This is a genomic window from Motilibacter peucedani (assembly GCF_003634695.1).
Taxonomy (GTDB): domain Bacteria; phylum Actinomycetota; class Actinomycetes; order Motilibacterales; family Motilibacteraceae; genus Motilibacter; species Motilibacter peucedani.
The window spans coordinates 313,398-339,498 of record NZ_RBWV01000011.1 but is presented as its reverse complement, the minus strand read 5'-3'; the positions used below and the strand labels follow the sequence as shown (position 1 = coordinate 339,498).

24 protein-coding genes are annotated in these 26,101 nt (G+C 75.1%); 5 read left to right on the top strand and 19 right to left on the bottom strand.

Features of this window, described 5'->3' with window-relative positions; translation table 11 throughout:
* The first annotated feature begins 171 nt into the window (after positions 1-171).
* A complete protein-coding gene (locus CLV35_RS09895) occupies positions 172-1,293 on the top strand; it encodes a helix-turn-helix domain-containing protein (protein WP_147431923.1) in 1,122 nt (373 codons plus the stop codon).
* A 2-nt stretch (positions 1,294-1,295) separates the two neighbouring features.
* Here the strand turns inward: CLV35_RS09895 and CLV35_RS09890 are convergent, their stop codons facing one another.
* Positions 1,296-1,982, bottom strand: a complete 687-nt coding sequence (locus CLV35_RS09890) for a TetR/AcrR family transcriptional regulator (RefSeq protein ID WP_121193293.1) — start codon at positions 1,980-1,982, stop codon at positions 1,296-1,298.
* A 71-nt stretch (positions 1,983-2,053) separates the two neighbouring features.
* Here CLV35_RS09890 and CLV35_RS09885 point away from each other — a divergent pair, with 71 nt between their 5' ends.
* From CLV35_RS09885 to CLV35_RS09875, 3 genes are all read left to right on the top strand, one after another.
* Positions 2,054-2,500, top strand: a complete 447-nt coding sequence (locus CLV35_RS09885; protein WP_121193292.1) for an SRPBCC family protein — start codon at positions 2,054-2,056, stop codon at positions 2,498-2,500.
* Positions 2,501-2,609: 109 nt separating this feature from the next.
* On the top strand, positions 2,610-3,452 hold the full coding sequence (locus CLV35_RS09880; protein WP_121193291.1) for an SDR family NAD(P)-dependent oxidoreductase: 843 nt from the start codon (positions 2,610-2,612) through the stop codon (positions 3,450-3,452).
* Positions 3,449-4,117, top strand: a complete 669-nt coding sequence (locus tag CLV35_RS09875; RefSeq protein WP_121193290.1) for an SDR family NAD(P)-dependent oxidoreductase — start codon at positions 3,449-3,451, stop codon at positions 4,115-4,117. The genes CLV35_RS09880 and CLV35_RS09875 overlap by 4 nt, the downstream gene beginning before the upstream one ends.
* A gap of 4 nt (positions 4,118-4,121) precedes the next feature.
* On the opposite strand, the gene CLV35_RS09870 is transcribed toward CLV35_RS09875, so the two are convergent.
* From CLV35_RS09870 to CLV35_RS09845, 6 genes are all read right to left on the bottom strand, one after another.
* The gene (locus CLV35_RS09870; RefSeq protein ID WP_407938203.1) at positions 4,122-4,925 is read right to left on the bottom strand and encodes a helix-turn-helix domain-containing protein; all 804 of its coding nucleotides are present in this window, start codon (positions 4,923-4,925) and stop codon (positions 4,122-4,124) included.
* Between the two features lie 91 nt (positions 4,926-5,016).
* Complete coding sequence (locus CLV35_RS09865; protein ID WP_121193288.1) at positions 5,017-7,176, bottom strand: beta-galactosidase; 2,160 nt, start codon at positions 7,174-7,176, stop codon at positions 5,017-5,019.
* 80 nt (positions 7,177-7,256) lie between these two features.
* Positions 7,257-7,811 (bottom strand): hypothetical protein, encoded by a 555-nt coding sequence (locus tag CLV35_RS09860; protein ID WP_121193287.1) that lies wholly within the window; start codon positions 7,809-7,811, stop codon positions 7,257-7,259.
* A gap of 127 nt (positions 7,812-7,938) precedes the next feature.
* Entirely contained in the window at positions 7,939-8,595 is a 657-nt protein-coding gene (locus CLV35_RS09855) for a TetR/AcrR family transcriptional regulator C-terminal domain-containing protein (RefSeq protein WP_121193286.1), read from the bottom strand.
* A gap of 36 nt (positions 8,596-8,631) precedes the next feature.
* Positions 8,632-9,012, bottom strand: a complete 381-nt coding sequence (locus CLV35_RS09850; protein ID WP_121193285.1) for an STAS domain-containing protein — start codon at positions 9,010-9,012, stop codon at positions 8,632-8,634.
* Positions 9,013-9,064: 52 nt separating this feature from the next.
* On the bottom strand, positions 9,065-10,117 hold the full coding sequence (locus tag CLV35_RS09845) for a fatty acid desaturase family protein (RefSeq protein ID WP_121193284.1): 1,053 nt from the start codon (positions 10,115-10,117) through the stop codon (positions 9,065-9,067).
* 122 nt (positions 10,118-10,239) lie between these two features.
* Between CLV35_RS09845 and CLV35_RS09840 the strand changes: the two genes are divergently transcribed.
* On the top strand, positions 10,240-10,557 hold the full coding sequence (locus CLV35_RS09840; protein ID WP_121193283.1) for a hypothetical protein: 318 nt from the start codon (positions 10,240-10,242) through the stop codon (positions 10,555-10,557).
* Between the two features lie 24 nt (positions 10,558-10,581).
* Here the strand turns inward: CLV35_RS09840 and CLV35_RS20020 are convergent, their stop codons facing one another.
* From CLV35_RS20020 to CLV35_RS09775, 12 genes are all read right to left on the bottom strand, one after another.
* Positions 10,582-11,220 (bottom strand): ABC transporter ATP-binding protein, encoded by a 639-nt coding sequence (locus tag CLV35_RS20020; RefSeq protein ID WP_183061897.1) that lies wholly within the window; start codon positions 11,218-11,220, stop codon positions 10,582-10,584.
* Entirely contained in the window at positions 11,217-12,062 is an 846-nt protein-coding gene (locus CLV35_RS09830) for an ABC transporter ATP-binding protein (RefSeq protein WP_183061896.1), read from the bottom strand. Before CLV35_RS09830 ends, CLV35_RS20020 begins: the two co-directional genes overlap by 4 nt.
* A complete protein-coding gene (locus CLV35_RS09825) occupies positions 12,049-14,889 on the bottom strand; it encodes a hypothetical protein (protein WP_121193281.1) in 2,841 nt (946 codons plus the stop codon). Before CLV35_RS09825 ends, CLV35_RS09830 begins: the two co-directional genes overlap by 14 nt.
* Positions 14,890-14,953: 64 nt before the next feature.
* Entirely contained in the window at positions 14,954-15,637 is a 684-nt protein-coding gene (locus CLV35_RS20015) for an ANTAR domain-containing protein (RefSeq protein ID WP_183061895.1), read from the bottom strand.
* 93 nt (positions 15,638-15,730) lie between these two features.
* A complete protein-coding gene (locus tag CLV35_RS09815) occupies positions 15,731-16,414 on the bottom strand; it encodes a response regulator (RefSeq protein WP_121193280.1) in 684 nt (227 codons plus the stop codon).
* 22 nt (positions 16,415-16,436) lie between these two features.
* Positions 16,437-18,392 (bottom strand): APC family permease, encoded by a 1,956-nt coding sequence (locus CLV35_RS09810; protein ID WP_121193279.1) that lies wholly within the window; start codon positions 18,390-18,392, stop codon positions 16,437-16,439.
* Positions 18,389-20,896: a sensor histidine kinase gene (locus CLV35_RS09805; RefSeq protein WP_121193516.1), complete on the bottom strand. Its 2,508-nt coding sequence runs from the start codon at positions 20,894-20,896 to the stop codon at positions 18,389-18,391. The genes CLV35_RS09810 and CLV35_RS09805 overlap by 4 nt, the downstream gene beginning before the upstream one ends.
* Positions 20,897-20,928: 32 nt before the next feature.
* Positions 20,929-21,558, bottom strand: a complete 630-nt coding sequence (gene kdpC, locus CLV35_RS09800; protein ID WP_231121681.1) for a potassium-transporting ATPase subunit KdpC — start codon at positions 21,556-21,558, stop codon at positions 20,929-20,931.
* Between the two features lie 42 nt (positions 21,559-21,600).
* Positions 21,601-23,643, bottom strand: a complete 2,043-nt coding sequence (gene kdpB, locus CLV35_RS09795; RefSeq protein ID WP_121193277.1) for a potassium-transporting ATPase subunit KdpB — start codon at positions 23,641-23,643, stop codon at positions 21,601-21,603.
* Positions 23,640-25,304, bottom strand: coding sequence for a potassium-transporting ATPase subunit KdpA (kdpA, locus tag CLV35_RS09790; protein WP_121193276.1), 1,665 nt, complete (start codon positions 25,302-25,304; stop codon positions 23,640-23,642). Before kdpA ends, kdpB begins: the two co-directional genes overlap by 4 nt.
* A 1-nt stretch (position 25,305) precedes the next feature.
* Positions 25,306-25,395, bottom strand: a complete 90-nt coding sequence (kdpF, locus tag CLV35_RS09785) for a K(+)-transporting ATPase subunit F (protein WP_121193275.1) — start codon at positions 25,393-25,395, stop codon at positions 25,306-25,308.
* A 260-nt stretch (positions 25,396-25,655) separates the two neighbouring features.
* Positions 25,656-26,057 carry a hypothetical protein gene (locus CLV35_RS09775; protein WP_121193274.1) on the bottom strand — a complete coding sequence of 134 codons (402 nt, stop codon included), beginning with the start codon at positions 26,055-26,057 and terminating at the stop codon, positions 25,656-25,658.
* Between the last annotated feature and the right edge of the window lie 44 nt (positions 26,058-26,101).

Sequence of the window (26,101 nt, the reverse complement as noted above, 5' to 3'; positions counted from 1 at the left end):
CTCGTGCTGCCTGCCGTGCGAGAAGTGTCGAGCGGCGCGGCGTCCGCGTCATCCGCCACGCGTCGCTGATCGGGGCTGCCGTGCCCGCCAGACGGCGCGGACGCGCAACGCTTGCGTAACGATGCGGCGGGTCGGTGCCCGCTCGTGGGGTGACGCCCTAGCCTCGGAGGCGTGCGAGGTCTGCTCCTGCGTCTGTCGAGCATGGATCCCGACGCCGAGGCGTCGCTTCGGGTCATCGAGTACTTCGACCGCCTGGTCAACAACGGCGTCAGCCTCGAGGCGCTCACCCGAGCCGCCGCCGCCCTCGCGTGCTGCACCGCAGGGCTGCGCGACGCCGCCTCCGGCCAGATCATCCGCTTCGACGACAAGGGTGGCTCGGCGCCGCCGCTCGAGCTGCCAGTGGCGATCGAGGCGCCCGTCGTCGTCGGCGAGGTGACGGTCGGCCACGTGTGGCTGGAGCGCCAGCAGGTCCAGCCCCTCGACGAGATCCTCGTCGAGCGCATGGCCGTGACCGCGGCCGCGCGCTGGCGCCCGCTGACCTCCACTGCCGGCAGCACCGACGTCGCACTGGTCGGCCTGCTGATCGCGGCCGACACCGACGAGGACGAGCGGGCGCGGGCCCTGCGCCTCCTGCGCCTGTCGCCGGCCCGCTCGCTCCGGGTCGCCGCGGTCTCGGCATCCGACGGGGAGCTCGGGCCGGCCATCGCCTCCGTCGTCGCCTCGGTCTCGGCGCTGGGCGGGGTCGCCCGAGCCGCCCGCGTCGGCATGGTGGGCGCGGTGGTGCTGCAGGCGCCCGGCGACCCGCTCGAGCTGCTCCGCTGCGCGCCCGCGGCGGCCGGCGCCGAGCGCCCGGCCCGCATCCACGTGGGCGTCGGCCCCTGCGTACCCGCCTCGCGCGCCCAGGACTCGTGGACCTCGGCGCGCGTCGCCGGCCAGTTCGCCGGCGCGTGGCGCGACGAGCGCCTCGTCGTCTGGGACGACCTGGGGGCGCTCGCGACCCTGGCCTCGTGCCCTGCGGAGGTCGCCCTGAGCAACCCTGACGTCCGCGCCCTGGCCGAGATGTCGCGGACTTCGAGCGGCGAGCTCGACATCGACATCCTGCTCGCGTTCACGTGGAGCGGCTCGGCCCGGCAGGCGGCCGCCGAGCTGCACCTGCACCACAGCTCGATCACCAACCGGCTGCGCCACGTCGAGGCGGCCCTGGGCGTCTCGGTCGACGACCCCGCCGGCCGCCTGCGCGCGCAGACGGCGGCGATCCTCTGGCGGCTGCACGGCCTGCGCAAGGCGGCCTGAGCTCAGGGCCCGTCGAGCGTCGCGAGGCCGTCGACGAGGAGCGCGGCGGCGCGGCGTACGTCTGCGGTGACCGCCGCTGCCAGCGGCGCGGGTGCGCGCTGCGTGCCCACGTGGCGCGCGAGGCTCGCGAACTGCACGCTCCAGAGCCCCAGCAGCGCGTGCGCGGCGGCCAGCGGACGGAGGTCACCGGGCTCCGCGCGCGAACGCTCGGCCAGCGCGGCTGCGGCGACGCCCGTGAGCCGGTCGAAGGTGTCGCGCTGGTAGGCGCGCAGCGACGGCGTCTCTCGCAGCATCCGGCCGAACCTGCGGAACCCCTGCGCCGCGGCGTCCGGGTCGGGCTGCGCGCCGAGCCACGCCGTCAGCTCGTCCAGCTCGGCGCCCAGCACGTCGAGGACGACCTTGACGGGGGAGGCACCGGGCTCGCGCAGCCGCTCGAGGGACCCGGCGGTGCCCGCCCACAGGTCGAGGAGCAGCGACTCCTTGGTGGGGAAGTAGTTGAACACCGTCTTCTCGGACACGCCGCACGCGGCGGCCACGTCGGCCACCCGCACGGCGTGGAAGCCGTTCTCGAGGAAGAGCCGCGTCGCGGTCGCTGAGAGCAGCCGGCGGGTCTGCCGCTTCTTGCGCTCCCGGAGCCCCTCGCCGGCCGGCTCTGGTCCTGCAGCCAGCGCGGTCCAGTCGAGCGTCATGGCGAGAGTTTACAGCGGCTGCAACTTACGGTTACTGTAACAATCTCTGCCCATCGACGCAGGAGGCTCCCGTGAGCACCATCTCCCTCACCCGCGACTACCCCGCCCCGCCCGAAGACGTGTGGCGGGTGATGACCGACCCCGAGCTCATCCCGCTGTGGACAGCGACAGGAGCCGGTGCGCGGGCTGACGGTTTTGCGCCCGTGGTGGGCACGCGCTTCCGGTTCGTCGCGGAGCCCAAGCCCGGATGGAGCGGCGTCGTCGACTGCGAGGTGCTGGAGGTCGAGGCACCACGGCTGCTGCGCTACTCCTGGACCGGTGGCGACGGCGGTGCGACCACGGTGGTCACCTACCTCGTCGAGCCAGCACCCGGCGGCGCGCGGCTGACCTACCACCACACCGGCTTCACCGGTCTTGGCGGACTGGTGATGTCTCGACTGCTCGGCCGGGTGCGCCGCAGGATGCTCGACGTCGGGGTGCCCGCCGCGCTGGACGCACTGGCCGCCGGCGCCCGCTGACGTCCGGGCGGGTGCGCTGCTCCTAGGTGCAGGCCGGCCCTGGTGCGCCCGGCGAGCCGCACGAAGACTGGAGGGCGACACGAGGCGACAGAGCAGAGGAGCGGCCGGGATGGCCAAGAACTGGTTCGTGACAGGAGCATCACGCGGCTTCGGCAGGGCCTTCGCCACGGCGGCGCTGCGGCGGGGTGACAACGTCACCGCAACCGCGCGCGACGCCTCGCCGCTCGCCGCGGTCGCCGCGGAGTCCCCCCAGCGGTTCCTGCCGCTCGAGCTCGACGTCACCCGGGCGTCCGACGCCGCAGGCGCGGTGCAGGCGGCGCACCAGCGCTTCGGTCGGCTCGACGTCGTCGTCAACAACGCGGGCTACGGGCACTTCGGCGCCTTCGAGGAGCTGACCGAGGACGAGCTCGTGGCTCAGCTCGACACCAACGTGCTCGGCCCCTTCCGCGTGGTGCAGGCGGCGCTGCCGATCCTGCGCGCGCAGGGGAGCGGGCACGTCGTGCAGGTGTCGAGCATCGGCGGCGTCGGCGCCTTCGCCGGGCTCTCGGCCTACCACGCGAGCAAGTGGGCGCTCGAGGCCATGAGCGAGTCGTTGGCGGCTGAGGTCGCCGGCTTCGGCATCCGGGTCACCATCGTCGAGCCCGGCGGCTTCGCGACCGACTGGGCCGGCGCGTCGGCGCGGCGCTCGGAGCGGCTGGAGGTCTACGCCGCCATGTGGGACGCGGTTGCAGCGCGCCGCGGCGCGGCCGCGCCCGGCGACCCGGAGGCCGCTGCGCAGGCACTCCTGGAGGTCGTCGACGCTCCGGAACCACCGCTGCGCGTGCTGTTCGGCTCGGCAGCGCCGGGTCTGGTCAGGAGCGTCTACGAGCGCCGGCTCGCCGAGTGGGCCGCGTGGGAGGACACCGCGCGCCGGGCGCAGGGCGACGCCGCACCGGCTAAGGAGGCCGGGTGAGCGGCGGGCCGGCCGACGGCCTGGTGCTCGTCGCCGGGGCGGGCCCGGGGGTCGGGCTCGCCACCGCGCGGGCCTTCGCCTCGCACGGCCACCCGGTGGGCCTGGTCGCCCGTGACGAGCAGCGGCTCGCCGGCAACGCCGAGGAGCTGCGGGCTGGCGGCGCCGTGGCCGACTACGCCCTCGCCGACGTCCGCGACGACGCGGCGTTCGCCGCCGCCGTCGCGTCGCTCACCGCGCGGCACGGGCCGGTGGTGGTGCTCGCCTTCACCCCGCTTCCAGACGTCGCCCTCATCCAGCCGGTGGTGCAGACCACGCCAGATCACATTGCCGGGGCTCTCGCCCTCGGCGTCACCGCCGCCGTGCGGGCGGCGCAGGCCGTGCTGCCCGGCATGCTCGAGCGGGGCGCGGGGACGCTGCTGTTCACGACCGGCAGCGCAGCGGTCGCGCCGAGCCCCGACCGCGCAGCCAGTGCGGTGGCCAATGCCGCGGAGAGCGTGTACGTCCGCCTCCTGCACGAGGCGGTGGCCGCCTACGGCATCACCGTCGCGCAGCTGGTGATCGTGGGTGCAGTGGGGCCGGGTCGCAAGCACGAGCCGGCCGCCGTCGCAGAGCGGCTGTGGCAGCTGCACGCCGAGTCCGGCGAGGTGCTCAGCGTGCTCCAGTAGCTCCTCAGCCCCGGCGGGCCTCGACGTCGCGCGTCGCCGCCAGGGTGCCGAGCAGCCGCAGCGCCTCGGCGCTCGGCGTGCCCGGGTCTGCCGAGTAGACGACGAGCTGCAGCCCGGGCCCCGAACGCACGTCGAACGCCTGCATGTGCAGCGTCAGGCGTCCGACCTCGGGATGGCGGAAGGTCTTGCTCTCCAGCGTCTTGCCCCGGGCGTCGTTGGCCTGCCACAGCTCGCGGAACTCCGCGCTGCGGCCGAGCAGACCATGGAGCACCTCCTGCACGCGGGGGTCGTCGTAGGCCTCGCTGTGCCCGAGGCGGAAGCCGGCGGCCGAGTTGGCCGCCACAGCAGGCCAGTCGTCGTAGAACTCGTGCGCGGCCGGGTCGAGGAACACGATCTCCATGAGGTTGCCGGAGAAGGCGAACTCGTCGAAGAGGGCGCGCGCGAGCCGGTTGGCGGCGAGCACGTCGTTGGACCGGTCGAAGACCAGCGCCGGGTTGTCGGGCCAGCCCTCGACCAGCGCCACCAGCTCGGCCGGCACCGGGCCGCTCGTGGCCAGTCGCGGAGCCAGGCCCGCGAGCCGGTAGAGGTGGCTGCGGCCGTCGTGGTCGAGGCGGAGCGCGACGGCGAGGGCGTCGACGACCTGCGGCGACGGCGTACGCTCCCGGCCCTGCTCCAAGCGCACGTAGTAGTCGGCGCTGACGCCGGCCAGCAGCGCCACCTCCTCGCGGCGCAGGCCCGGCACGCGCCGCGGCCCGGTCGTGGGCAGCCCGACGTCGTCGGGCGAGACCCGGCTACGGGCACCGCGCAGGAAGCCGCCGAGCGAGGAGACGGCGGCAGAGGTCTCCGTGCTTCTCGCGCCGGAGCCGCCGGCGTCGTCCTCGTGCCTCACCCGGTCAACGCTAGCTCGGCGACACCGGGCCGGCAGAGGTCGTGCCGGTGACGCCGTCGAGGACCTGCTCCTCCCGCTCGACCAGGACCCGGACGTCCCACGCGCCGAGCGCCAGCACGTCGCCCGCCGCGAGCGCGCCGCCGCCCAGCGCGTCGTCGAGCACGACGGGGACGCGCACCTCGGCCGGCACCCACGACCAGTTGTGCACGAAGCGCACGCGCCGCCCGTCCGGCGCCGTGGCACCGGTCACCCGGACCGCGGGCGGCAGCTCTCCCCAGCCCGGACCGCCCGAGGGCGTCGCCCACGCGAGCAGCGCCGCGGCCAGGTCGAGGCTCGGCACCGTGCCGACGCAGGTGATCCGGCCCCGACCGGCCTCGCGGGTCGTGACCGCAGGCCACCGACCGAGGTGCGGGTGGTCGTAGCGGGCCAGCACCGTGGCGTCCTCGGCGACCAGGCCGTCGACCCACCGGGTGCCGGCCGGCTCGCCGGGGAGCGGGAGGTCGCCCTCGCCGGGCACGACCGCCACGTCGTCGAGCAGGTTGGTGAACTCGTCGTACCAGACGCCGGCCGCCTCGGCGAGGCGCGCGGGCTGGACGTCGGTGCGCGCCCGGCCGAGCTGGTCCCCGTAACCGGTGCGCGGACCGAGGACGAGGTGGCCGCCGGCAACCGCGTACGCGTGCAGCCAGTCGAGCGTCGCGTCGTCGGCGAGGTAGAGGCCGGGGACCACCAGCACCGGGTGCTGCTGGACTCCCTGCTCGGGCGTCAGCGCCGACGGCCCGCCGACCAGCTGGCGGACGTGCACGACGCGCACCTGCCGCCCGGCGTCGAACGCGCCGCGGTAGAACGGGTCGAACAGGCCGTGGTAGGCGCGCTCGTCAGGACCGCCGTCAGGGTGCGAGAGCGCAGGGTGCTGCTGCATGAACCACTTGGTGGGCATGGAGAAGACCAGGGTCACGTCGGCGTCGGGCACGAGGCCGGCCACGAGGTCGCCGGCGGCCTCGAGCTCGGCGCCCAGCCGCGCCAGCTCGCGGTAGGTGCGGCCCGGGCGCCCGGTGTGCGGGAGCACGCCGCCCCACCACGTCTCGGCGCCGAAGTGCAGGGTGTGCCAGTGCCAGTACTCGACCATGCGGGCACCTCGTGATACCAGTGCCCAGGCCACCTGACGCCACTGCCCGTCGTAGGCGGGCCGGTTGTCCCACGCCGGGCCGATGCCGCCGGCGTTGGTCTCGGTGACGAGGAACGGTTCCTGGCGCGAGGAGAACATGCGGTCGGCGTTGAGGTAGACCGCCCAGGTGCCGCTGCTCGTCCACGTCTGTCGCGGGGAGCGACGGTCGGGCAGAGCGAGCGAGTCCTGCATCTCGTAGTAGGGGTTGCTCGCCGTGACGTCGAGGGCGCCCGTGAGCCGGTCGTCCTCGACCGCCGGCCGCTCGTAGGCCAGGCACGTGGTCACGAACTGGTCGTCGCGCGCGTACTCCCTCACGACCTGCGCCTGCCAGGCGATGAACTCGGTCGTGAGCTGGGCCTGGAACGCGCGCCAGGCCACGTCGTACTGCGGCTGCGCGTTGCCGTCGGGCCGCCAGAGGTCGGCCCAGGTCGTCAGCCGGTGCGACCAGTAGACGAGTCCCCACTCGCGGTTGAGCGTCTCGACGTCGCCGTAGGTAGACCGCAGGGAGTCGACGAAGCGCTGGAAGACGCCCTCGTTGTGGAAGATCTCGAGCCCCGGCTCGTTGTCGACCTGGAAGCCGAGGACTGCCGGGTGCCCGGCGTAGCGCCCGACCACCTGGCGCACGACGCGCTCGGCGTGGAACCTGAAGGCCGGGTGCGTGTAGTCGACCTCCTGACGGGCGCCCCACGGGATGCGCTGCCCCGTGCGCCGCTCCGCCGCGATCTCCGGGTAGCGGCGCGCGAGCCACGGTGGGACGGCGTAGGTCGGCGTGCCGAGGACGACGGAGATGCCGCGCGCGTGGGCGCCGTCCAGCACGGGTGCGAGCCACTCGAGCTCGAAGCGGCCGTCCTCGGGCTCCCACGTCGACCACACCGACTCGCCGACCCGGATGACGCTGAACCGCGCCTGCGCCATCAGGTCGAGGTCGGTCTCCAGCCGGTCGTAGGGCTGGTACTCCGCGTAGTAGGCGGCGCCGAACAGGACGCGTGGGGGGAGGTGCGGCATGACGGGCGGCTCCTGGTCTCGGACGACCCGGTCAGTAGACCAGGAGGACCAGGGCCGCCCGTCCGGCGGGCGCGACGGGGTCAGGCGCCCGGCGTGAAGCGCTTCAGCACGCCGGTCTTGACCTCGGTCTCGCGCTGCTGCTCGCCGGCGAAGGCGCTGACCACGACGAGCGCGCCGGTCAGGGCCGGGATGGCCCACTGCAGCAGGCGGAGCTGGCGCTGGGCGTCGGCCACCTCGGACGGCGTGCCGGCGGCGGGCGCGGTTCCCGAGCCGGCGGGCACCGCCCCGGCGTCCGAGACCTTCTTGCCGAGCACGCGGCTGTAGCCGGTGGCGGCGAGGGCGCCGACCGTGAGGCCGGTCTTGACGACCGACATGGTGGCGACGCCGCTCTGGCCGGCGACACGGCTCTTGTTGCCGACCAGCTGGCCGACGCTGCCGATGAGGTGGGCGCCGATCGCGGCGGCGTTGACCGGGGTCCAGCGGTCCCAGCCGGCGTTGGCGACAGCTCCGGTCGAGCGGTCGCTGCCGGCGGCGGCCGCGGCGGGGTTCAGGGCGACGGCGTTGGCGAGGGTGCCGCCGAACCAGGCGGCGAGGCCGACGTCGTGGAGCGAGCGGGACAGGGTGTTGCGCGCCATGCGTGAACTCCAGGTGGACGAGGTGGGCCGGTCAGCGACTGCTCCCGGCAACGGGCGATACGTCCATCCTGTGCCCATCCGTGGGGGTGTGCCACTCGCGAGTCGCGGACTCTTCCTCGGGCCGCGCTCAGCCCCGCAGCGCCGCGAGGCCGACGAGCAGGACGTCGAGCCCGCGCTCGAGCTCGGCCGCGCCGTCGTAGCGAGCGAGCTCGCTCGCCAGGGAACGCAGCAACGGGAACTCGCGCGGCGGGAGCCGGTGCAGCCCCAGCCGGAGCAGGTCGTCGGTCTCGTCGGGGTCCGCCACCACCTCCTGCAGCTCGGTGAGCAGGTGCCCGAACAAGAAGCCGACGTAGGCGCGGTAGACCTGCAGCGCCTGGACCGGGCTGAAGCCCGAGGCGGTGAGCAGCGCGAGCAGCTGCTCGAGTGGCCGCAGGGTGCCCAGCGGGCGCAGCCCGAGCGGCGTGGCCAGCGGGCGGGTGACCAGCAGGGGTACGACGTGCGGGTGCGCGAGGGCGAGTGTGCGCAGGTCGTGGGCCGTGCACCGCAGCTGCTCGGCCCAGTCAGCCGGAGCCTGCGGGATGGTGAGCTGCGCCAGCACCAGCTCGGCGACGCCGTCGAGCAGGTCGGCGCGGCTCGGCGCGTAGCGGTAGAGCGTCATGGGGTCGCGGCCCAGCCTGCTGCCCAGCCGTCGCATCGTGAGGGCGTCGAGGCCCTCGGCGTCGACCAGCTCGAGCGCGGCGACCATGACCTGCTCGCGGCTCAGCGTGCTCCGGCGTGCGGGCATCGGTGCGGACGTCCTTCCGGCGAGGTTCCCGAGTGCCTACACGCCGGACCGGTGTGCCGGCGCGTCGGCGGCGGTGGCCTGCACCGCTGCCAGGGCCGCGTCGACCGTACCGTGCACGTCGAACACCTTGTGCAGGCCCGTCATGTGCAGCAGCCGCAGGACGTGGGGGTGGGTGACGACGAGGTGGAGCTCCCCGTCGCCGAGGCGCGCCCGCTTGCGCGCACCGATGAGCACGCCCAGGGCCGCCGAGTCCACGAACGTCACGCCCGTGAGGTCGACGACGACGCGCTGCCGACCCTGGGTCGACAGGTCGCGCAGCGTCCCGAGAAGGCGTGGCGCCGCGTGCGTGTCGAGCTCGCCGGTGGCCTCGACGATGATCACGCCGCCTTCGCTCCGGCTGCTGATCGTCGGATCCATAGGAATCTCCTCGAGGTGGTGCAGGGACGTATGCGGTGGCGCGCTGTGGGCGTCAGGCGCGGTAGAGAGCGACGAGCGGGCAGGTGAACGGGTCGCGCGCCCGCAGGCCGACCGCGTTGAGGTAGCGCACGACGATCCCGTAGGAGCTGAGCAGGCTCGTCTGGGTGTAGGCGACGCCGTGCTCGGCGCAGAAGCGGCGGACGATCGGCTGGGCCAGGCGCAGGTGGCGCCGCGGCATGCTCGGGAAGAGGTGGTGCTCGATCTGGTAGTTGAGCCCGCCCATGGCGAAGTCGGTCAACCGGCCGCCGTCGACGTTGCGCGACATCAGCACCTGGCGCCGCAGGAAGTCGATGCGCGCGTCTCGCGGCACGAGCGGCATGCCCTTGTGGTTGGGTGCGAAGGACCCGCCGAGGAAGACCCCCGTGAGGCCGAGCTGCACGGCCAGGAACGCCGCGGCCTTGCCCGGGGGGAGCAGGACGAGCACGACCGCGAGGTTGGCGGCGAGCCGTCCGGTGACGAGCCCGAGCTCGGTCCAGCGGTGCGGCGCACCCTTCTGCTGCACCAGGGTCTGCACGCTCGCGATGTGCAGGTGCAGCCCCTCGAGGGTCAGCAGCGGGAAGAAGGCCCAGCCCTGGTGACGGGTCAGCCAGGCGGCCAGGCCGCTGCGTCCCGCGGCGACCGCGGGGGTGAAGGCGAGGACGCCGGGGCCGATGTCGGGGTCCTTGCCCTGCTGGTTCGGGCCGCTGTGGTGCCGGTTGTGCTTGCTCGCCCACCAGCTGTAGCTGAGTCCGGCGAACGCACCGGCGAGGATCCGCGCCGACCACTCGTTCCACCGCGGCGAGTCGAAGACCTGCCGGTGGGCGCCGTCGTGGCCGAGGAAGCCGAACTGGGTGACGACGGCGGCCAGCACTGCGGCGACGGCGAGCTGGAACCAGGAGTTGCCCAGCAGGACGAACGCGGCCCAGCAGGCCGCGAAGACGGCGATGCATCCGCTCGCGCGGCGCCAGTAGAAGCCGCGGTCCCTGGCGAGCAGGCCGGCTGCGCGCACCTGGCGCGACAGCTCGGCGTACTCGCTGCCGACGGCGAAGCGTGCGGACGGTGCCATGGCGGCCCTTCGACCAGGAGACGCTGCGGGAGAGGACGCAGGTGCGGCCGACTGCCGCTCTACAGTGTAGACATTACCCGTAGACTGTGGTTGCGAACCGTCAACGAGGGCACACTGTCCGTATGGAGTCCACGGCGTACGTCGGCGAGTGCCCAGCCTGCGCGGGGCCGTTGCGCCAGGCCGCCGAGCCTCAGACGGTCGAGTGCTCCGAACGCGGCCACACGTTCACCGTCCCCGAGCTCGAGCACGACCAGGCGCAGGCCGTCCGGCGCGCGCTCTGGTCGGCGGAGAAGGCGCTGAACTCACAGGCCCTCGGCCTGCAGCTGATCGGGGAGTCGGCGGGCGTGGACCACGGCCCGACCATCCAGCGGCTGCGCGAGGACGCGGAGGTCGTGCGCGGCCTCGCCCGACGCTGGGACGGACTGGTGGCCGACCGCTGATCGCGGAGCCGCGGACGGCGCCGGTCAGCCGTCGACTCGGCCGCCCTCGAGGCGAACCACGCGCGAGGCCACCGCGATGACACGGGGGTCGTGCGTGGCGGCCAGCACAGTCGTACCCGTCGCTGCAGCGCGCTGCAGCTCGCCCAGCACCCGGTCGACGTTGGCGTCGTCCTGGTGCCCCGTCGGCTCGTCGAGGACGAGCAGCCCCGGACGGAGGCAGAGCGCCCGTGCGAGGCCGGTGCGCTGCTGCTCGCCCAGTGAGGTCTGCACGGCCGGCTGAGCCGCGATCGCGTCGAGCGCCAGCCGCGCCAGGAGGCCGGCGTCAGGCGTCGCGCCGCGCAGCCGCGCCGGCAGGTGGGCGTTCTCCTCGACGGTGAGCTCCTCGGCCAGACCGAGCCGCTGCGGCAGGAAGGCCCGCACCGCCCAGTCGTCGATGCTGTCGGCCGGGCGTCCCTCGACGAGGACCTCGCCACTGCCGGGCCTCATCGCACCCGCGACCAAGTGGCACAGCGTGGTCTTGCCTGAGCCCGAACGTCCGGCGAGGGCGACCAGCTCGCCGCGGTGTGCGACCACGCTGACGTCGGTGAGGACGGGTACGGCATGGCGCCCCGCGCCCGCCACGTGGCTGACCGCGCGCACGACGAGCACCGGCGCGGCGCTCACCGGTCGCCCTCCGCCACCGGGCGCAGGCGCAGGCCGTCGCCGTCGCGCTCGACCAGCGCGCGACCTCCGGGGAAGAGCTCCAGGGCGTCGGCGGGCAGCTGGAGCCGGCCCGTGGAGTCGATCGGCGCGGTGACCCGGCCGCCCCGGTCGCGCTCGGTCGAGAGCACCCCGTGCCGCAGCGCCAGCACGCGGTCGGCGGCTCCCACGGCGCGGGCGTCGTGCGTCGAGAGCACGACCGCGCTGCCCGCCGCGGCGGCCCGGTGCAGCTGCTCGAGCACCAGGACCGCCGACTCGTCGTCGAGCTCCGCGGTCGGCTCGTCGGCCACCAGCAGGTCGGGCGCGCCCCAGGTGGCGACGGCCACAGCCAGCCGCTGCTGCTCGCCGCCGGACAGCTCGCCCGGGCGCGAGCCCGCCAGCGGCGCCAGCCCGAGCTCGTCGAGCGCCTGCACCGGCGTACGCGGGTCGTCGCCGCGCAGGCCCGCGACCTGCCGCAGCTGCTGGGCGGCGGTGAGCCGCGGGAACAGCGAGTGGCTGGGCCGCTGGGCCACCCAGGAGACGTGGCGCCGGCGCAACGAGGTGACCGCCCGGCCCGACAGGCCGCCGACCGGCCGCCCGAGGACGGTGAGCTCGCCGCCGCTCGCGCGCTCCTGGAGGGCGAGGACGCCCAGCAGGCTCGACTTGCCGCTGCCCGACGGCCCGGTCACCGCGGTCACGGTGCCGCGGGCGAAGCGCGCGTCGACGCCCCGCAGCGCGTGCGTCTCGCCGGTGGCCGAGACGTAGATCTTCAGCAGGCCCGCGCACACGGCGACGGGCTCCTCGACCGGCTGGCTACTCGGCGCCACGGAGCACCTGCTCGTCCCCCTCGGCGCGCGCCCGCGCACCCGCCACCACGGCAGCCACGGCGACGGCCAGCACCGCCGCGCCGGCGGTGGCCGCGAGGCTGCCGGCGTCGAGGCCGAAGTCGAAGGCCACGACCTGCCCCTGCTGCGGGTCGAGCAGGCGCGCCGCCATCGGAGCCACCAGCGCCCAGCCCGCCGCGGCCAGCAGCACCGCGGCGGCGGCCATGGCCGCCAGCTCGAGCAGCCGGGCGGCCCACACGCCGCGCGCGCCGAGCCCGACGCGGCGCAGCATCAGCTCCGTGGCGCGCGCCCGCGCCGCCGACCGGTCGGCGTGCATGGCGAACGCGAGCAGCGCGATCAGCCCGGCGCACAGGCCGAGCGTGCGCAGGTACCCCAGCCCGCGCGCCGCCGCCACGAGCTGCGGCTGCTGCCGCGCCACGAGCTCGGAGGAGGTACGCACCGGCTCGACGTGGTGCGCCTGCAGCGTCTCGTCGACGTCCGCGGCCCCCCGCGACGACCACAGCGAGGCACCGAAGTAGCCGGCCATGGAGCTCGTGCCGCCGTTGGCGTAGCGGGGATCCGCGGGTCCGGCCTGGAAGAGCATGCTCGCCTGCGGCGCCACGAGCATGGGCATCGTCCCCAGCCCGGGGAAGGCGCGGGCGGTGCCGACGACCTGCACCGGCACGTCGGTCGCCAGGGTCTGCACCGAGACGCGCGAACCGGTGCGCATGCCGGGGTAGTTGACGGCGACGACGGGCACCGTCACCGGCGTCTGCCCGGCGGCCAGCAGCCGCAGCGCCTCGCGGTCGCCGGTGGCGAGCGGGGCCATCAGCCGGCGCGCCGCGGCGAGCTCCGAGCCGGTGCCCCAGCTCGCGACCGCGGCGAAGCGGTCGGGGTCGACGGCGAGCACCTCGATGTTGCCGGACGAGCCGCCGATGCCGACACGCGTGCGCCAGACCACGGTCTGCCACGGCGCGACGGGCGGTGGGTGCACCTGCGCGAGCTCCTCGGCCGGCGGCACCGCCTCCTGCGCCGCGCGCCCGGTCGGCCGACGCGGCGGTGACGGGTCGAGGGCGGAGGAGTCCTCGATGTCGGCGGTCGCCCGGGCGCCCGAGGTGACCGCCACGCGGTCCCCGGTCGTGGCCGTCGTGGAGGTCGCCGCGCACAGCGCGAAGAGCAGCAGACCGAGGCCCGAGGACAGCACGGCGACGACGCCCGCCCGCTCCGCGCCCGGTGCCGCGAGGCGGCGCAGGGCGAGCCAGCCCGCCCAGGACGCCCGGCGCCCGGAAGAAGTGGCGCTGCGGCGCCGCAGCAGCTGGGCCGTCGACCAGGTGACGACCCGGCCGCCCACCGCCCCGACGGCCGCGGTCACGAGCAGCGGCACCAGCAGCGAGAGCCCGCTCGAGCTGGCGCCCTCGGGCGAGGCGGTGAGCAGCCCGGCGGACGCCGTGGCCGCCGCCACCACGGTCAGCGCCTCCCACGGCACCCGGCGGCGCACGGTGCCCGCGCTCGGCCGCACGACCACCAGCGCCGCCACCAGCGCGACCGCCACGACGACCACGAGGCCTGCGCCCGCGGTGACCGCGCCGCGCACGGCGGCCTGGTGGACCGTCGTCCCCGGGATCCGGCCGGGCGGGCCGACGGCCCGGATCACCGCGTACGCCAGCGGCACCCCGGCGGCGACGCCGAGCACTGCGGCCGGCAGGTGCTCGATCCCAGCCAGGGCCGCCTGGAAGGCAGGGCGCAGCCCGAGCCCCGTCGCCAGCCGCTGCTCGGTGCGCCTGCGCCGCAGCCCCAGCACCGCGACCGCGGCGACCGCGGCGACGCCGAGCGCGACGGCGGCGCTCGACAGGGTGCCGGCGCGGTGCTCGGTGGCGTCGGCGACCTCCTGCGCGGCGCCGTGCACGATCGCGATGCCCGAGACGACCGAGGGGGAGACGGGGGAGAGGTCGGACGGGAGCGCGTCCTGGTCGACGACCTGGGCGCGCAGCGCCTCGACCCCGGCCGCCGTGCGCCCGACGCCGGCCAGCGTGTCGTTGTCCGCGCGCAGGGCCGCGTCCACCAGCCACAGCAGCTCGTCGCCGGTCTGGTCGGAGACGGCCCGGGCGGTCGCCGTGTCGGCGACGACCAGGTGGGCGGTGTCGCTGGCGAACTGCACGTCGGACGGCAGCGCGCCGCGCAGCAGCGCCCAGTAGTCGGCGCCCGGCCGGTCGGCGGGGCGGCGCCCGTCGGCCCCGGTGCGGTAGGTGCCGGCCACCGTCGCGGTCGCCGTCGCGGCGCTGAGGTGGCGGGCGCGGAGCACCAGCGAGACGAGGGACCCCGGCCGTACGCCCAGCTGCGAGGCGACGTCGGCGGGCAGCCAGACGCCGGCGGCAGGTACCGCGCCGCTCGACGCCCCGGCCGCCACCAGGTGGGTGCCCGGGTCCTCGATGCCGACGACCCGCGAGGCGACCGAGCGGCCGCCGGCCTCGACGGCGAAGGTGTAGCCGGAGTCCCGCCCTCGCAGCTCGGCGGCGACCGACACAGCGGTGGTGTGCGGCGGCGTCAGGCCCGGGATGCGGCGCAGGCGCTCGGCGAGGTCGTCGGTGCTCCTGCGCGTGCCGCCGCCGCCCACCACGCGCACGACCGGCGCGTCCGCGGCCCGGGCCCCGGGCGGCACGGCCTCGAGCGCCGAGCGCATGGCCGCGTTGCGACCGGCCTCGGCGAACAGCGGCTCGGACGCGGCGGCGGCCGAGAGCACGGTGAACGCCGCGACGACCAGGAGGCCCCAGACGCCGCTGCCCGGCAGGCGGAGCGCCGCCGAGAGCCACAGCGGGGACGGCGGGCGCACGGCGACGACGCTATCGGGGGGACCGACGGCAGGGCACCCCTCGTGACGTGATCGTGACGCCCGCCTACCCGCCGGGCGCGTCCGCCGGCTGACCGGCACCCGCACCGCGTGCGCCGGCCGCGGCGACGAGCACCGCCGCGGCCTCCGGCACCGTGCTGGCCGCCTGCCGGGCGAGCGCGGCGAGCAGTCGGAAGGCGCCGTCGCCGTCGACGCCGTGCCGCTCCATGAGCATCCCCCGGGCCATGCCGACCTGCCGGCTGGTCTCGAGCGCCTGGTGGAGGGCCGAGACCTCGGCGTCGCCCGCCTCGGCGCGCTGCACCGCCTGGTCGCGGTCGGCCGCGGCGCGCTCGCGGGCCCGGGCGCCGCGGCCGCGGTCGTCGCTGGCGTGCTGGCGCTCCGCGCGGGACCCCTCCCGCTCGACCAGGGCAGCGTCGCGCTCGCGGGCCGCGAGGAAGCGCTCGCCGGCCGGGTCGTGCGCGCCCGCCCCCGAGTCGCGGCGCCGTCCCCGCCGGGTGGCCTCGACGTCGCGGGCGAGAGCGGCCTCGTCGCGCCGGGTGGCCCGCGCGTCGTGCACCGCCGCGAGCTCGTCCCACTGCTCGGCCAGGGCGTCGCGCTCGCTCGCCAGCGCCGCCAGCTCGCGCGGGGTCCACGTGCCGGACGTGAGCGCCTCCGCCTCGCGGCGGGCCAGCTCGTCGTCGAGCGCGGCCAGGTGCTCTCCCCACGCCGTCACGTCGTCTCCTCGCTCCATGGCGGGAACCGTAGCGCCGTACGGGGTTCCGAGCCCGCTCGTCCTGCGTGACCGGGCGTCGGCGCAGCGAGCGGTGGACCGGGCCGCCGCGCGTCAGGGCTGGAAGCGGTAGCCCATGCCCGGCTCGGTCAGCAGGTGCCTCGGCCGGTCGGCGCCGGGCTCCAGCTTGCGCCGCAGCTGGGCGACGTACTGGCGCAGGTAGTTGGTCTCCTCGCCGTAGGCGGGCCCCCACACCTCGCGGAGCAGCTGCTGCTGGGTGACCAGCCGGCCGGGGTGGCGGACCAGCACCTCGAGCAGCCGCCACTCCGTCGGCGTGAGCCGCACCGGCTCGTCGTCGGCGCCGGTACGCGTGACCCGCCGGTCGGCGAGGTCGACCACGACCTCGCCGAACCGGACCACCGGCCGCGCCTCCGGAGGAGCCGACCGGCGGCTCACCGCCCGGGTGCGGGCCAGCAGCTCGTCGACGTCGAAGGGCTTGGTGACGTAGTCGTCGGCGCCCGCGTCGAGCGCCTCCACCTTGTCGAGGCTGTCGCTGCGGCCGGACAGCACGATGACCGGCACGTCGCTCCAGCCGCGCAGCCCGCGCACGACGTCCACGCCGTCCATGTCGGGCAGCCCCAGGTCGAGCAGGACGACGTCGGGGTGGGCGCGGGCCGCCTCCGCCAGCGCCTCGGCGCCGGTGGTGGCGGTGTGCACCTCGAACCCGCGGGCCCGCAGCGTGATGCGCAGCGAGCGCACGAGCTGCGGCTCGTCGTCGACGACCAGCACGCGGGTCACGGGGCTCCTCTCGGCCGGGTGCTCAGGCGACGTGCACGACCGGCCGGCGCGCCGGGTCGGGCTCAGCCTGCCGCAGCACCTCGCGGGTGACGGTGGCGACCTCGCCGGCGCCGAAGAAGAGGAAGCGCAGCAGGTGCAGGAGCGGGTTGCCCTCGGTCCAGGAGAAGTAGACCTGCGGCAGGGTGCCGGTGCGGTCGCGGACGGCGAGCAGCAGCTCGGCGACGGTGTTCGGGATGACCGAGCTGTGCACCGTGAGGATGCGGTGGCCGAACCGCTCCTCGCCGCGCACCCGCAGGTCGGTCTCGAAGTCGGAGGCGTCGTCGACGGTGACCTCGAGGAAGACCAGCGGCGCGAAGCGCGGCAGGTTGCTCAGACGGCGCGCCTCGTCGGCCTTCTCGCGGTACTCGCGGGCGTCGCGGCGTCCGGGCTCGTTCGCGACGACGTGCAGCGCGCCGGAGCGCGCGGCCTCGAGCAGGTAGCGCTCGGCGGCAGCGTCGAAGCTGACGCTGGCAGCCCGCAGCTCGAACGCGCGGCGCACGCGTGAGAGCAGCGACACGACGAGGATGGCGAGGATGAAGCACCCGCCGATGCGTACGCCGTCGGGCCGCTCCACGACGTTGGTGGCCGTCGTGTAGGCGAACACCGCCGCGACGGCGGCGAAGCCCAGCGCCGCCCCCCGCTGGTGCAGCCGCCGCGCGGACAGCGCCACGGCGACGGTCGCCGAGGTCATGAGCACGAGGACGCCGGTGGCGTAGGCGCCGCCCTGCGCGTCGACGCTGGCGTCGAACCACCAGGTGACGAACAGCGCGACGGCCGAGAACACCAGCACCAGCGGGCGCAACGCCTTGGCCCACCGGGGCGCCATGCCGTACCTCGGCAGGTAGCGCGGCACCAGGTTGAGCAGCCCGGCCATGGCCGAGGCGCCGGCGAACCACAGGATCGCGATCGTGCTGATGTCGTAGGCGGTGCCGAACGCGCTGCCGAGGTGCTCGTGCGCGAGGTAGGCGAGCGCCCGGCCGCTGGCCTGCCCGCCGCTGCGGAACTCCGCCGGGGGGATCAGCACCGTGGTGGTGAAGCTCGACAGCACGAGGAAGACGCTCATGACCACCGCCGCGGTCGTGAGCAGGCGGTGGGCGCCGCGGATGCGCCCGAGCGGCCGTGCCGGGGTGTCGTCGGAGCCGCCCGCGATCTGCGGCATGACCGCGACGCCCGTCTCGAAGCCGGACAGGCCCAGCGCGAGCTTGGGGAAGACGACCAGCGCCGTGCCCAGCACGCCGAGCCAGTCGGGGTGCTCGCTCACCAGCAGCGCGTGCCAGTCGCGCACGAGCTGAGGGTGGCGGGCGACCTCGAGCAGCGAGTCCGCCACGACGACGGCGCTCAGGGCGAGGTACGCGGTGACGAGGACGACCGCGATGCCGATGGCCTCGCGGAACCCTCGCAGGAAGACGGCCGAGAGGGCGGCGAGCAGCACCGCGGTCAGCAGCACCTGGTGCCCGTGCGCCCAGTCGGGGACGTAGGGGTTCTCGAGCGCGTGGGCGGAGGCGTCGGCCGCCGAGAGCGTGATGGTGATGAGGAAGTCGGTCGCGGCGAAGCCCAGCAGCACCAGCACGAACAGCTTGCCCGCCCACCACGGCAGGATCCGCTCCAGCATGGCGATCGAGCCCTCGCCGTGGGGGCTCTCGCGGGCCACCCGGCGGTAGACCGGCAGTGCCCCGACCAGCGTCAGCGCCACCAGCACGAGCGTGGCCACGGGTGCGACCGCGCCCGCCGCCAGGGCCGCGATGCCCGGCTGGTAGCCCAGGGTCGAGAAGTAGTCGACGCCGGTCAGGCACATCACGCGCCACCACGCCTGCGCGCGGTGCGCCGGGGCGGGCTTCGCGTGCGGGCCGGGCAGCCGGGCGGCCCGGCCCTCCTCACCCTCGAGCAGCCAGGAGCGCAGGCGCGGTGCTGCGGTGCCGCGTGCCGACGTGCTGGTCATGACCGGGTCGCCTCCTCGAGCGCGAGCACCATGGTGAGGCCTCCTCCCGGGGTGTCCTCAGCGGTGAGCGTGCCTCCCATCGCCTCGGCCAGCCCGCGCGACAGCGCCAGCCCCAGCCCGACGCCCGTGGTGTTGTCGGTGTCGCCCAGGCGCTGGAAGGCGACGAAGATCCGCTCGCGCTCGGCCGTGGGCACTCCCGGCCCGCGGTCGACGACGCGCAGCTCCACGCGGCCGCCGAGCGCGCTGCCCGCCAGGTGCGGTGCCGCACCGGGCGGCGAGTAGCGCAGCGCGTTGGCCACCAGGTTGGCCACGACGCGCTCGAGGAGCCCCGCGTCGGCGCGCACCTGCGGCAGGGTGGGGGGCACGTCGCAGGTCACCCGCGCAGCAGCGGGTCCGAGGCTGTCGAGGGCCAGCGGCACGACGTCGTCGAGGGCGACGTCGCGCAGGAGCACGCTCATGGCGCCGGCCTGCAGCCGGCTGAGGTCGAGCAGGTTGCTGACCAGCCGGGTGAGCCGGTCGAGCGACTCCTCGGCGCTGGCGAGCAGCTCGTCGTGGTCCTCGTCGTCGAGGTGCAGGTCCGGAGCCCGCAGGGTGCTCAGCGCCGTCTTCGCGGCGGCCAGCGGCGTGCGGAGGTCGTGTCCGACGGCGGCCAGCAGCGCCGTACGCACCCGGTCGGCCTCGCGCACGGTCTCCGCACCCTGCGCGGCGCTCGCCAGCCGGCTCCGTTCGCGCGCGACGGCCGCCTGCGCGGCGAACGCGGTCAGGACGCGGCGGTCCTCCGCCGGCAGCGGGCGTCCGCGCAGGACCAGCGCCAGCGAGTCGCCCGCGGGCACCAGCACCTCGCCCTCGTCGGGCGAGCGGGCCGGGTCGGGTCCGCTGCTGGCCACCGACGACCACGGCTCCAGCGGGCCCGCGCGCTCCAGCAGGGCGACCGACGACACCGCGAAGGTGTCGCGCAGCCGGTCGAGCAGCGCCGGGAGCGCGCTCTCGCCCCGCAGCACGCTGCCGGCGACCGCGGACAGCACCGCCGCCTCCGCGGACGCGCGCGCCGCCTGGCTCGTGCGCCGCGCAGCCACGTCGACGACCGCGCTGACGGCGGCGCCCACGACGAGGAAGACCAGCACGGCCAGCACGTTGTTGCGCTCGCCGATCGTGAAGGTGTGCAACGGCGGGGTGAAGTACCAGTTGAGCAGAGAGGCGGCGAGCAGGGCGCTGACGGCGGCCGGCACCGCTCCCCCGACGAGCGCCGCAGCGACCACTGCCAGCAGCAGCAGCAGCGCCTCGCTGGTGAGGTTGACCGAGCTGCGCGTACGGGTCAGGGCAGCGGTGACCAGCACGGGGAGCACGACCGCGAGCACCAGCCCCCACACCCGCCGGCGCCGGGCGACCCCGCTCGACGGGTGGGGCAGCTGCCGGCTGCCCGCGGCCTCCTCGTGGGTGACCACGTGCACGTCGATGTCGCCGGAGCTGCGCAGGACGCTCGCGCTCACCGACTCGCGGCCGAGGGTCCGGCGCAGGCGCGAGCGCCGGCTGGTGCCGAGCACGAGCTGCGTGACGTTCTCGGCCCGGGCGAAGTGCAGCAGGGCGTCGGCGACGTCGTCGCCGACCAGCACGTGGTAGGTCCCGCCGAGCGACTCGACCAGGGCCCGCTGCCGCGCGAGGGAGTCGGGGGAGCCGGCCGCCAGGCCGTCGGAGCGGGCGACGTAGGCGGCGAGCAGCTCCGCGCCCCTGGCGCGGTCGGCGATGCGCGCCGCCCGCCGCAGCAGCGTGTCGCCGCCCGGCCCGCCGGTCAGGGCGACGAGCACCCGCTCGCGGGTCTCCCAGGTGTCGGTGACGCCGAGGTCGAGCCGCAGCTCCTGGAGCCCGTCGTCGACCTTGTCGGCCAGCCACAGAAGCGCGAGCTCGCGCAGCGCCGTGAGGTTGGAGGGGCGGAAGTAGTTCGAGAGGGCGGCGTCGACGCGCTCGGGCGGGTAGACGTTGCCGTGCGCGAGGCGCCGGCGCAGCGCCTCCGGGGTGGAGTCGACCAGCTGCACCTGGTCGGCCCGGCGCACCACCGCGTCCGGGACCGTCTCGCGCTGCGGCACGCCAGTGATCTTCTGCACCACGTCGTTGAGCGACTCCAGGTGCTGCACGTTGACGGTCGAGAGGACGTCGATGCCGGCGGCGAGCAGCTCCTCGACGTCCTGCCAGCGCTTCTCGTGCCGCGACCCCGGTGCGTTGGTGTGCGCCAGCTCGTCGACCAGGACCAGCTCGGGCCGTCGCTCGAGCACCCCGTCGAGGTCCATCTCGCGCAGCACGATGCCCCGGCGCTCGACCCGGCGCATCGGCACGACCGGAAGGCCCTCGAGCAGGGCGGCCGTGTGGGCCCGGTCGTGGGTCTCGACGACGCCCACGACCACCGCGCCCCCGCGCGCGAGCCGGCGCTGCGCCTCGTCGAGCATGGCGTAGGTCTTGCCCACCCCCGGCGCGGCGCCCAGGTAGATGCGCAGGTGACCGCGTGCCATGCAGCCCATCGTGCCCTGCGCGCCGGCCGTCCTCACCGCAGGCGGGCCAGCGCCAGGTTGAGCTCGAGCACCCGGACGTGCGGCTCGCCGAGGAACCCGAGCGTCCGGCCCGTCACGTGGGCGTCGACCAGCCGGCGCACCACCGCCGGGTCCAGGCCGCGTGCCCGCGCGACGCGGGCCACCTGCTGGCGGGCGTACTCGGGGCTGATGTCGGGGTCGAGGCCGGAGCCGCTCGCGGTCAAGGCGTCGGGGGGTACGTCTGCGGGCGCGGTCCCGTCGGCCGCTGCGGCGGCGGCGCGCCGCTCCTCCACCGCCCGGAGCAGGTCGGGGTTCTCCGGGCCGAGGTTGGAGGCCGAGCTGCTCGCGGCGTCGTAGCCGTCGCCCGCGGCTGAGGGACGGGGCTGGAACCACTGCGGCAGCGGCTTCCCCTGCGGGTCGGAGAAGGACTGACCGAGCAGGCTGGAGCCGACGACGGTCCCGTCACGGGTGAGCAGAGAGCCGTCCGCACGGCCGGGGAGAGCGACCTTCGCGATGCCGGTGACCAGCAGCGGGTACGCGATGCCGAGCACGACGGTCAGGAGGGCCAGGGCCCGGAGGGCGGCGAGCGCCTGGGGCGCCCACGAGGCGCGGGCCGGCGGCGTGCGCCCCTCGGTGGTGGGCACCGGACGTGTAGTGGTCTGAGAGGTTGTCGTGGTCATAGGTGGTCACGCGATCCCGGGAAGGTGCTGGACGAGCAGGTCGAGGAGCTTGATGCCGGCGAAGGGTGCGACGACGCCGCCCACCCCGAAGACGAGCAGGTTGCGCTGCAGCAGCGCTGACGCCGATGCCGGCCGGTATCGGACGCCGCGCAGGGCGAGCGGGATCAGCGCCACGATCACGAGGGCGTTGAAGACCACTGCGGACGTGATCGCGGACTGCGAGCTGTGCAGGTGCATGACGTTGAGGCGGTCGAGCCCCGGGAACCTGCTGGCGAACATCGCGGGCAGGATGGCGAAGTACTTCGCGATGTCGTTGGCCAACGAGAACGTCGTCAGGGCGCCGCGGGTGATCAGCAGCTGCTTGCCGATGCCGACGATGTCGATGAGCTTGGTCGGGTCCGAGTCGAGGTCGACCATGTTGCCGGCCTCCTTGGCGGCCGAGGTCCCGGAGCCCATGGCCACGCCGACGTCGGCCTGGGCGAGCGCCGGTGCGTCGTTGGTCCCGTCGCCGGTCATGGCGACGAGCCGGCCGCCGGACTGCTCGCGCCGGATCAGCGCCAGCTTCTCCTCGGGCGTGGCCTCGGCGAGGAAGTCGTCGACCCCCGCCTCTGCGGCGATCGCCGCAGCCGTCAGCGGGTTGTCGCCCGTGACCATGACCGTGCGGATGCCCATGGCGCGGAGCTCCGCGAAGCGCTCGCGCAGGCCGTCCTTGACGACGTCCTTCAGGTGGATGACGCCCAGCACGCGGGCCCCGTCGGCGTCAGCCTCGGCGACCACGAGCGGCGTCCCGCCGCGGCCCGAGATGCGGTCGACCGAGGCCTCCACCTCGGCCGGCACACGACCGCCGCGGTCGAGGACCCAGCGGACGACGGCGGAGGCCGCACCCTTGCGCACCTCGCGCAGACCGCCGCGCCCGTCGTCGAGGTCGATGCCGGACATGCGGGTCTGGGCGGTGAAGGGGATCACGTGCGCGCCGGGTAGTCCGCCGGCCTGGTCCTCGCGCAACGCGTACGCCTCCTGGGCGAGCGCGACGACCGAGCGGCCCTCCGGCGTCTCGTCCGCGAGGCTGGCGAGCTGCGCGGCGTCGGCGAGGCGGTGGGGCTCGACACCCGGGGCGGCGACGAACTCGCTGGCCCGCCGGTTGCCGTGGGTGATGGTCCCTGTCTTGTCGAGCAGCAGGGTGCTCACGTCACCGGCCGCCTCGACCGCCCGCCCTGAGGTCGCCAGCACGTTGCGCTGCACCAGCCGGTCCATGCCGGCGATGCCGATGGCCGAGAGCAGCGCGCCGATGGTCGTCGGGATGAGGCAGACCAGGAGCGCGACCAGGACCACGAGCGACTGCTTCGCCTGCGAGTAGGCGGCCAGCGGCTGCAACGTCACGACCGCCAGGAGGAACACGAGCGTGAGGCTCGCGAGCAGGATGTCGAGCGCGACCTCGTTGGGCGTCTTCTGCCGCGCAGCGCCCTCGACCAGCGCGATCATGCGGTCGAGGAAGGTCTCACCGGGCTTGCTGGTGATGCGCACGACGATGCGGTCGGAGAGCACGCGCGTGCCGCCGGTCACGGCTGACCGGTCGCCGCCGGACTCCCGCACCACGGGAGCCGACTCCCCGGTGATCGCCGACTCGTCGACGCTCGCGACGCCGTCGACGACGTCGCCGTCACCGGGCACCACCTGCCCCGCCTCGACGACCACGAGATCGCCGACCCGGAGTCCGGTGCCGGGCACCTCCTCCTCGCCGCCGCCGGGAAGCAGCCGGCGGGCCGTCGTGGAGGTGCGAGCCCGGCGCAGCGTGTCGGCCTGGGCCTTGCCGCGCCCCTCGGCGACGGCCTCCGCCAGGTTGGCGAACAGCACGGTCAGCCAGAGCCACGCGGTGATCACCCAGGCGAAGACGCTCGGGTGCCAGACGGCGAGGGCGGAGGTGAGGACCGAGCCGACCTCGACGACGAGCATGACGGGGTTGCGGGCCATCACCCGCGGATCGAGCTTGCGCACGGCGTCCGGGGACGAGCGGACGAGCAGGGCAGGGTCGAGCAGGGTCGTGGTCATCGGTGGAGCCCTTCTGCGAGCGGGCCGAGCGAGAGCGCCGGCAGGTAGGTCAGGCCCGTGACGACCACGATGGTGCCGCCCAGCAGCACGACGAACAGCCCCCGGTGCGTCGGCAGGGTTCCTGAGCTCGCCGGCACCGGCACCTGCCGGGCCAGCGACCCGGCCAGGGCCAGCACGAGCACGATCGGCACGAACCTGCCGACGAGCATCGCGATGCCCAGCGCCGTGTTGTAGAAGTGCGTGTTGACGCTGATGCCGGCGAAGGCGCTGCCGTTGTTGTTGGCGGCGGAGGTGAAGGCGTAGAGCACCTCCGAGAGGCCGTGCGCCCCCGGGTTGAGGATGGAGGAGCGCGGCGTGCGGAACGCCAGTGCCACCGCAGTGCCGACGAGCACCGTCGCCGGCGTCACGAGGATGTAGAGCGAGGCGAGCTTCATCTCGCGGGGCGCCAGCTTCTTGCCGAGGTACTCCGGCGTCCGTCCGACCATCAGGCCGGCGAGGAACACCGCGACGACGGCCAGCACGAGGATCCCGTAGAGGCCCGATCCCGTGCCCCCGGGCGTGATCTCGCCGAGCTGCATGTCGACGAGGGTGATGCCGCCGCCGAGCGAGGTGAACGAGTCGTGGAAGGAGTTCACCGCGCCCGTCGAGGTCATGGTCGTCGACACCGCGAACAGCGAGGACGCACCGACGCCGAAGCGGGTCTCCTTGCCCTCCGTGCTGGCGCCGACCGCGGTCGGCACCGTTCCGTGGTGCGCGGCCTCCACCGCGTACATCGCCCCGACCGCGGCGAGCCAGATGACACCCATGGTGGCGAGCACCGCGTACCCCTGCCGCACGTCACCCACGAGGCGGCCGAAGGTGCGGGGCAGGCTGAAGGGGATCACCAGGAGCAGCAGGACCTCGAACCAGTTGCTGAAGGCGCTCGGGTTCTCGAAGGGGTGCGCCGAGTTGGCGTTGTAGAAGCCGCCGCCGTTGGTCCCGAGCTCCTTGATGGCCTCCTGCGAGGCGACCGGACCACCGGGGATGCTCTGGGTGCCGCCTGCGAGCGTGTGCGCCTCGGTGAACCCGTGCAGGTCCTGCACCACGCCGCAGGCGAGCAGCACGACCGCGGCGAGCAGCGCGAGCGGCAGCAGGATGCGCAGGCAGGTGCGGGTCAGGTCGACCCAGAAGTTGCCGAGCCGGTCGGTGCGCGAGCGGGCGAAGCCGCGCACGAGCGCGACGGCGACGGCCATGCCGACGGCGGCGGAGACGAAGTTCTGCACTGCCAGACCGGCCATCTGGGTCAGGTGGCCCATCGCGGCCTCGCCCGAGTACGACTGCCAGTTGGTGTTCGTGACGAACGACGCGGCCGTGTCGAAGGCCTGGTCCGGGGCGATGGGCGCGAACCCGAGCGAGAGCGGCAGGCGGTCCTGCACCCGCTGCAGCGCGTACAGCGCCAGGACGCTGACCGCCGAGAAGGCCAGCACCGCGCGCAGGTAGACCGGCCACCGCTGCTCGGTGTCGGCGTCGACGCCCACCAGCCGGTAGACCGCGCGCTCGGCGCGCAGGTGCCTCGGCGAGGAGTAGACCGCAGCCATGTAGTCGCCGAGCGGCCGGTGCACGAGCGCGAGGACGGCGACCAGCGAGCCGGTGGTCAGGACGAAGGAGAACGTCTCGCCCATCTCAGAACCGCTCCGGTGCGACCAGCGCCACGACGAGGTAGCCGACCAGGACCACGGCCACGACGAGCCCGACGACGTCGGAGGCGCTCACAGCCGCTCGACCCCCCGCACCAGCAGGCCGCACAGGGCGAAGAACGCCAGTGCGAGCAGGACGAGGACGACATCAGCCATCGGACCCTCCGGATCTTCGGGGAGCGGGACGCTCCGCCTCAGGCCGGCACGCTGCCGGCCACGGAGCCAGCCAACCGCCGCGCAGCGGCGCCGGTGCCGCGCTTGACGCGACCTTGACGCCGGGCCCGCACGTCTTGACGCGTCCTTGACGCCGGCGCCGCTCCCTCGGGCCCCGGACCCCTAGCCGGTCACGTCCAGCTTGAAGAGCAGCAGGTCGGTCTTGTGGGTCTCGACCTCGAACGACCCGGTGAGCGAGGCCGTGAAGACGAGGGTCCCCGGCGTACCCGGTGTCGGGAGCTCCATCTCCTCGTCGATGCCGTGCACGTGGACCTCGTCGACATGGTCGCTGGTGACCGTGAGCCGGATGGTCCGGCCCTTCGGCACGGTCACCGTGGAGGTGGGCGGGGTGACCTTGCCGTCGGCGACGGCGTAGGTCAGCTCGGTCGTGGTCGCACTGCTGCCGGCGGTCGTGGCCCCGGACGAGCCGCCGTCGGCGGTGCTCGCGGAGGAGCACGCGGTCAGCGCGAGCGCGGCCGCCACGGTGAGCAGGCCGGTGGCGGCGCGGCGGCGGGCGAGGGTCATGGGACGTCCTTCCAGGAGGCGGGTCCGCCCGGGCGCTTGCCGGG

Excerpts from the sequence above, each read along its gene's own strand:
- CLV35_RS09890 (WP_121193293.1), bottom strand. The coding sequence starts at position 1,982 with ATGACGCTCGACTGGACCGCGCTGGCTGCAGGACCAGAGCCGGCCGGC.
- CLV35_RS09880 (WP_121193291.1), top strand. The coding sequence starts at position 2,610 with ATGGCCAAGAACTGGTTCGTGACAGGAGCATCACGCGGCTTCGGCAGG.
- CLV35_RS09865 (WP_121193288.1), bottom strand. The coding sequence starts at position 7,176 with ATGCCGCACCTCCCCCCACGCGTCCTGTTCGGCGCCGCCTACTACGCG.
- CLV35_RS09860 (WP_121193287.1), bottom strand. The coding sequence starts at position 7,811 with ATGGCGCGCAACACCCTGTCCCGCTCGCTCCACGACGTCGGCCTCGCC.
- CLV35_RS09855 (WP_121193286.1), bottom strand. The coding sequence starts at position 8,595 with ATGCCCGCACGCCGGAGCACGCTGAGCCGCGAGCAGGTCATGGTCGCC.
- CLV35_RS09850 (WP_121193285.1), bottom strand. The coding sequence starts at position 9,012 with ATGGATCCGACGATCAGCAGCCGGAGCGAAGGCGGCGTGATCATCGTC.
- CLV35_RS09845 (WP_121193284.1), bottom strand. The coding sequence starts at position 10,117 with ATGGCACCGTCCGCACGCTTCGCCGTCGGCAGCGAGTACGCCGAGCTG.
- CLV35_RS09840 (WP_121193283.1), top strand. The coding sequence starts at position 10,240 with ATGGAGTCCACGGCGTACGTCGGCGAGTGCCCAGCCTGCGCGGGGCCG.
- CLV35_RS20015 (WP_183061895.1), bottom strand. The coding sequence starts at position 15,637 with ATGGAGCGAGGAGACGACGTGACGGCGTGGGGAGAGCACCTGGCCGCG.
- CLV35_RS09810 (WP_121193279.1), bottom strand. The coding sequence starts at position 18,392 with ATGACCAGCACGTCGGCACGCGGCACCGCAGCACCGCGCCTGCGCTCC.
- CLV35_RS09805 (WP_121193516.1), bottom strand. The coding sequence starts at position 20,896 with ATGGCACGCGGTCACCTGCGCATCTACCTGGGCGCCGCGCCGGGGGTG.
- kdpB (WP_121193277.1), bottom strand. The coding sequence starts at position 23,643 with ATGACCACGACCCTGCTCGACCCTGCCCTGCTCGTCCGCTCGTCCCCG.
- kdpA (WP_121193276.1), bottom strand. The coding sequence starts at position 25,304 with ATGGGCGAGACGTTCTCCTTCGTCCTGACCACCGGCTCGCTGGTCGCC.
- CLV35_RS09775 (WP_121193274.1), bottom strand. The coding sequence starts at position 26,057 with ATGACCCTCGCCCGCCGCCGCGCCGCCACCGGCCTGCTCACCGTGGCG.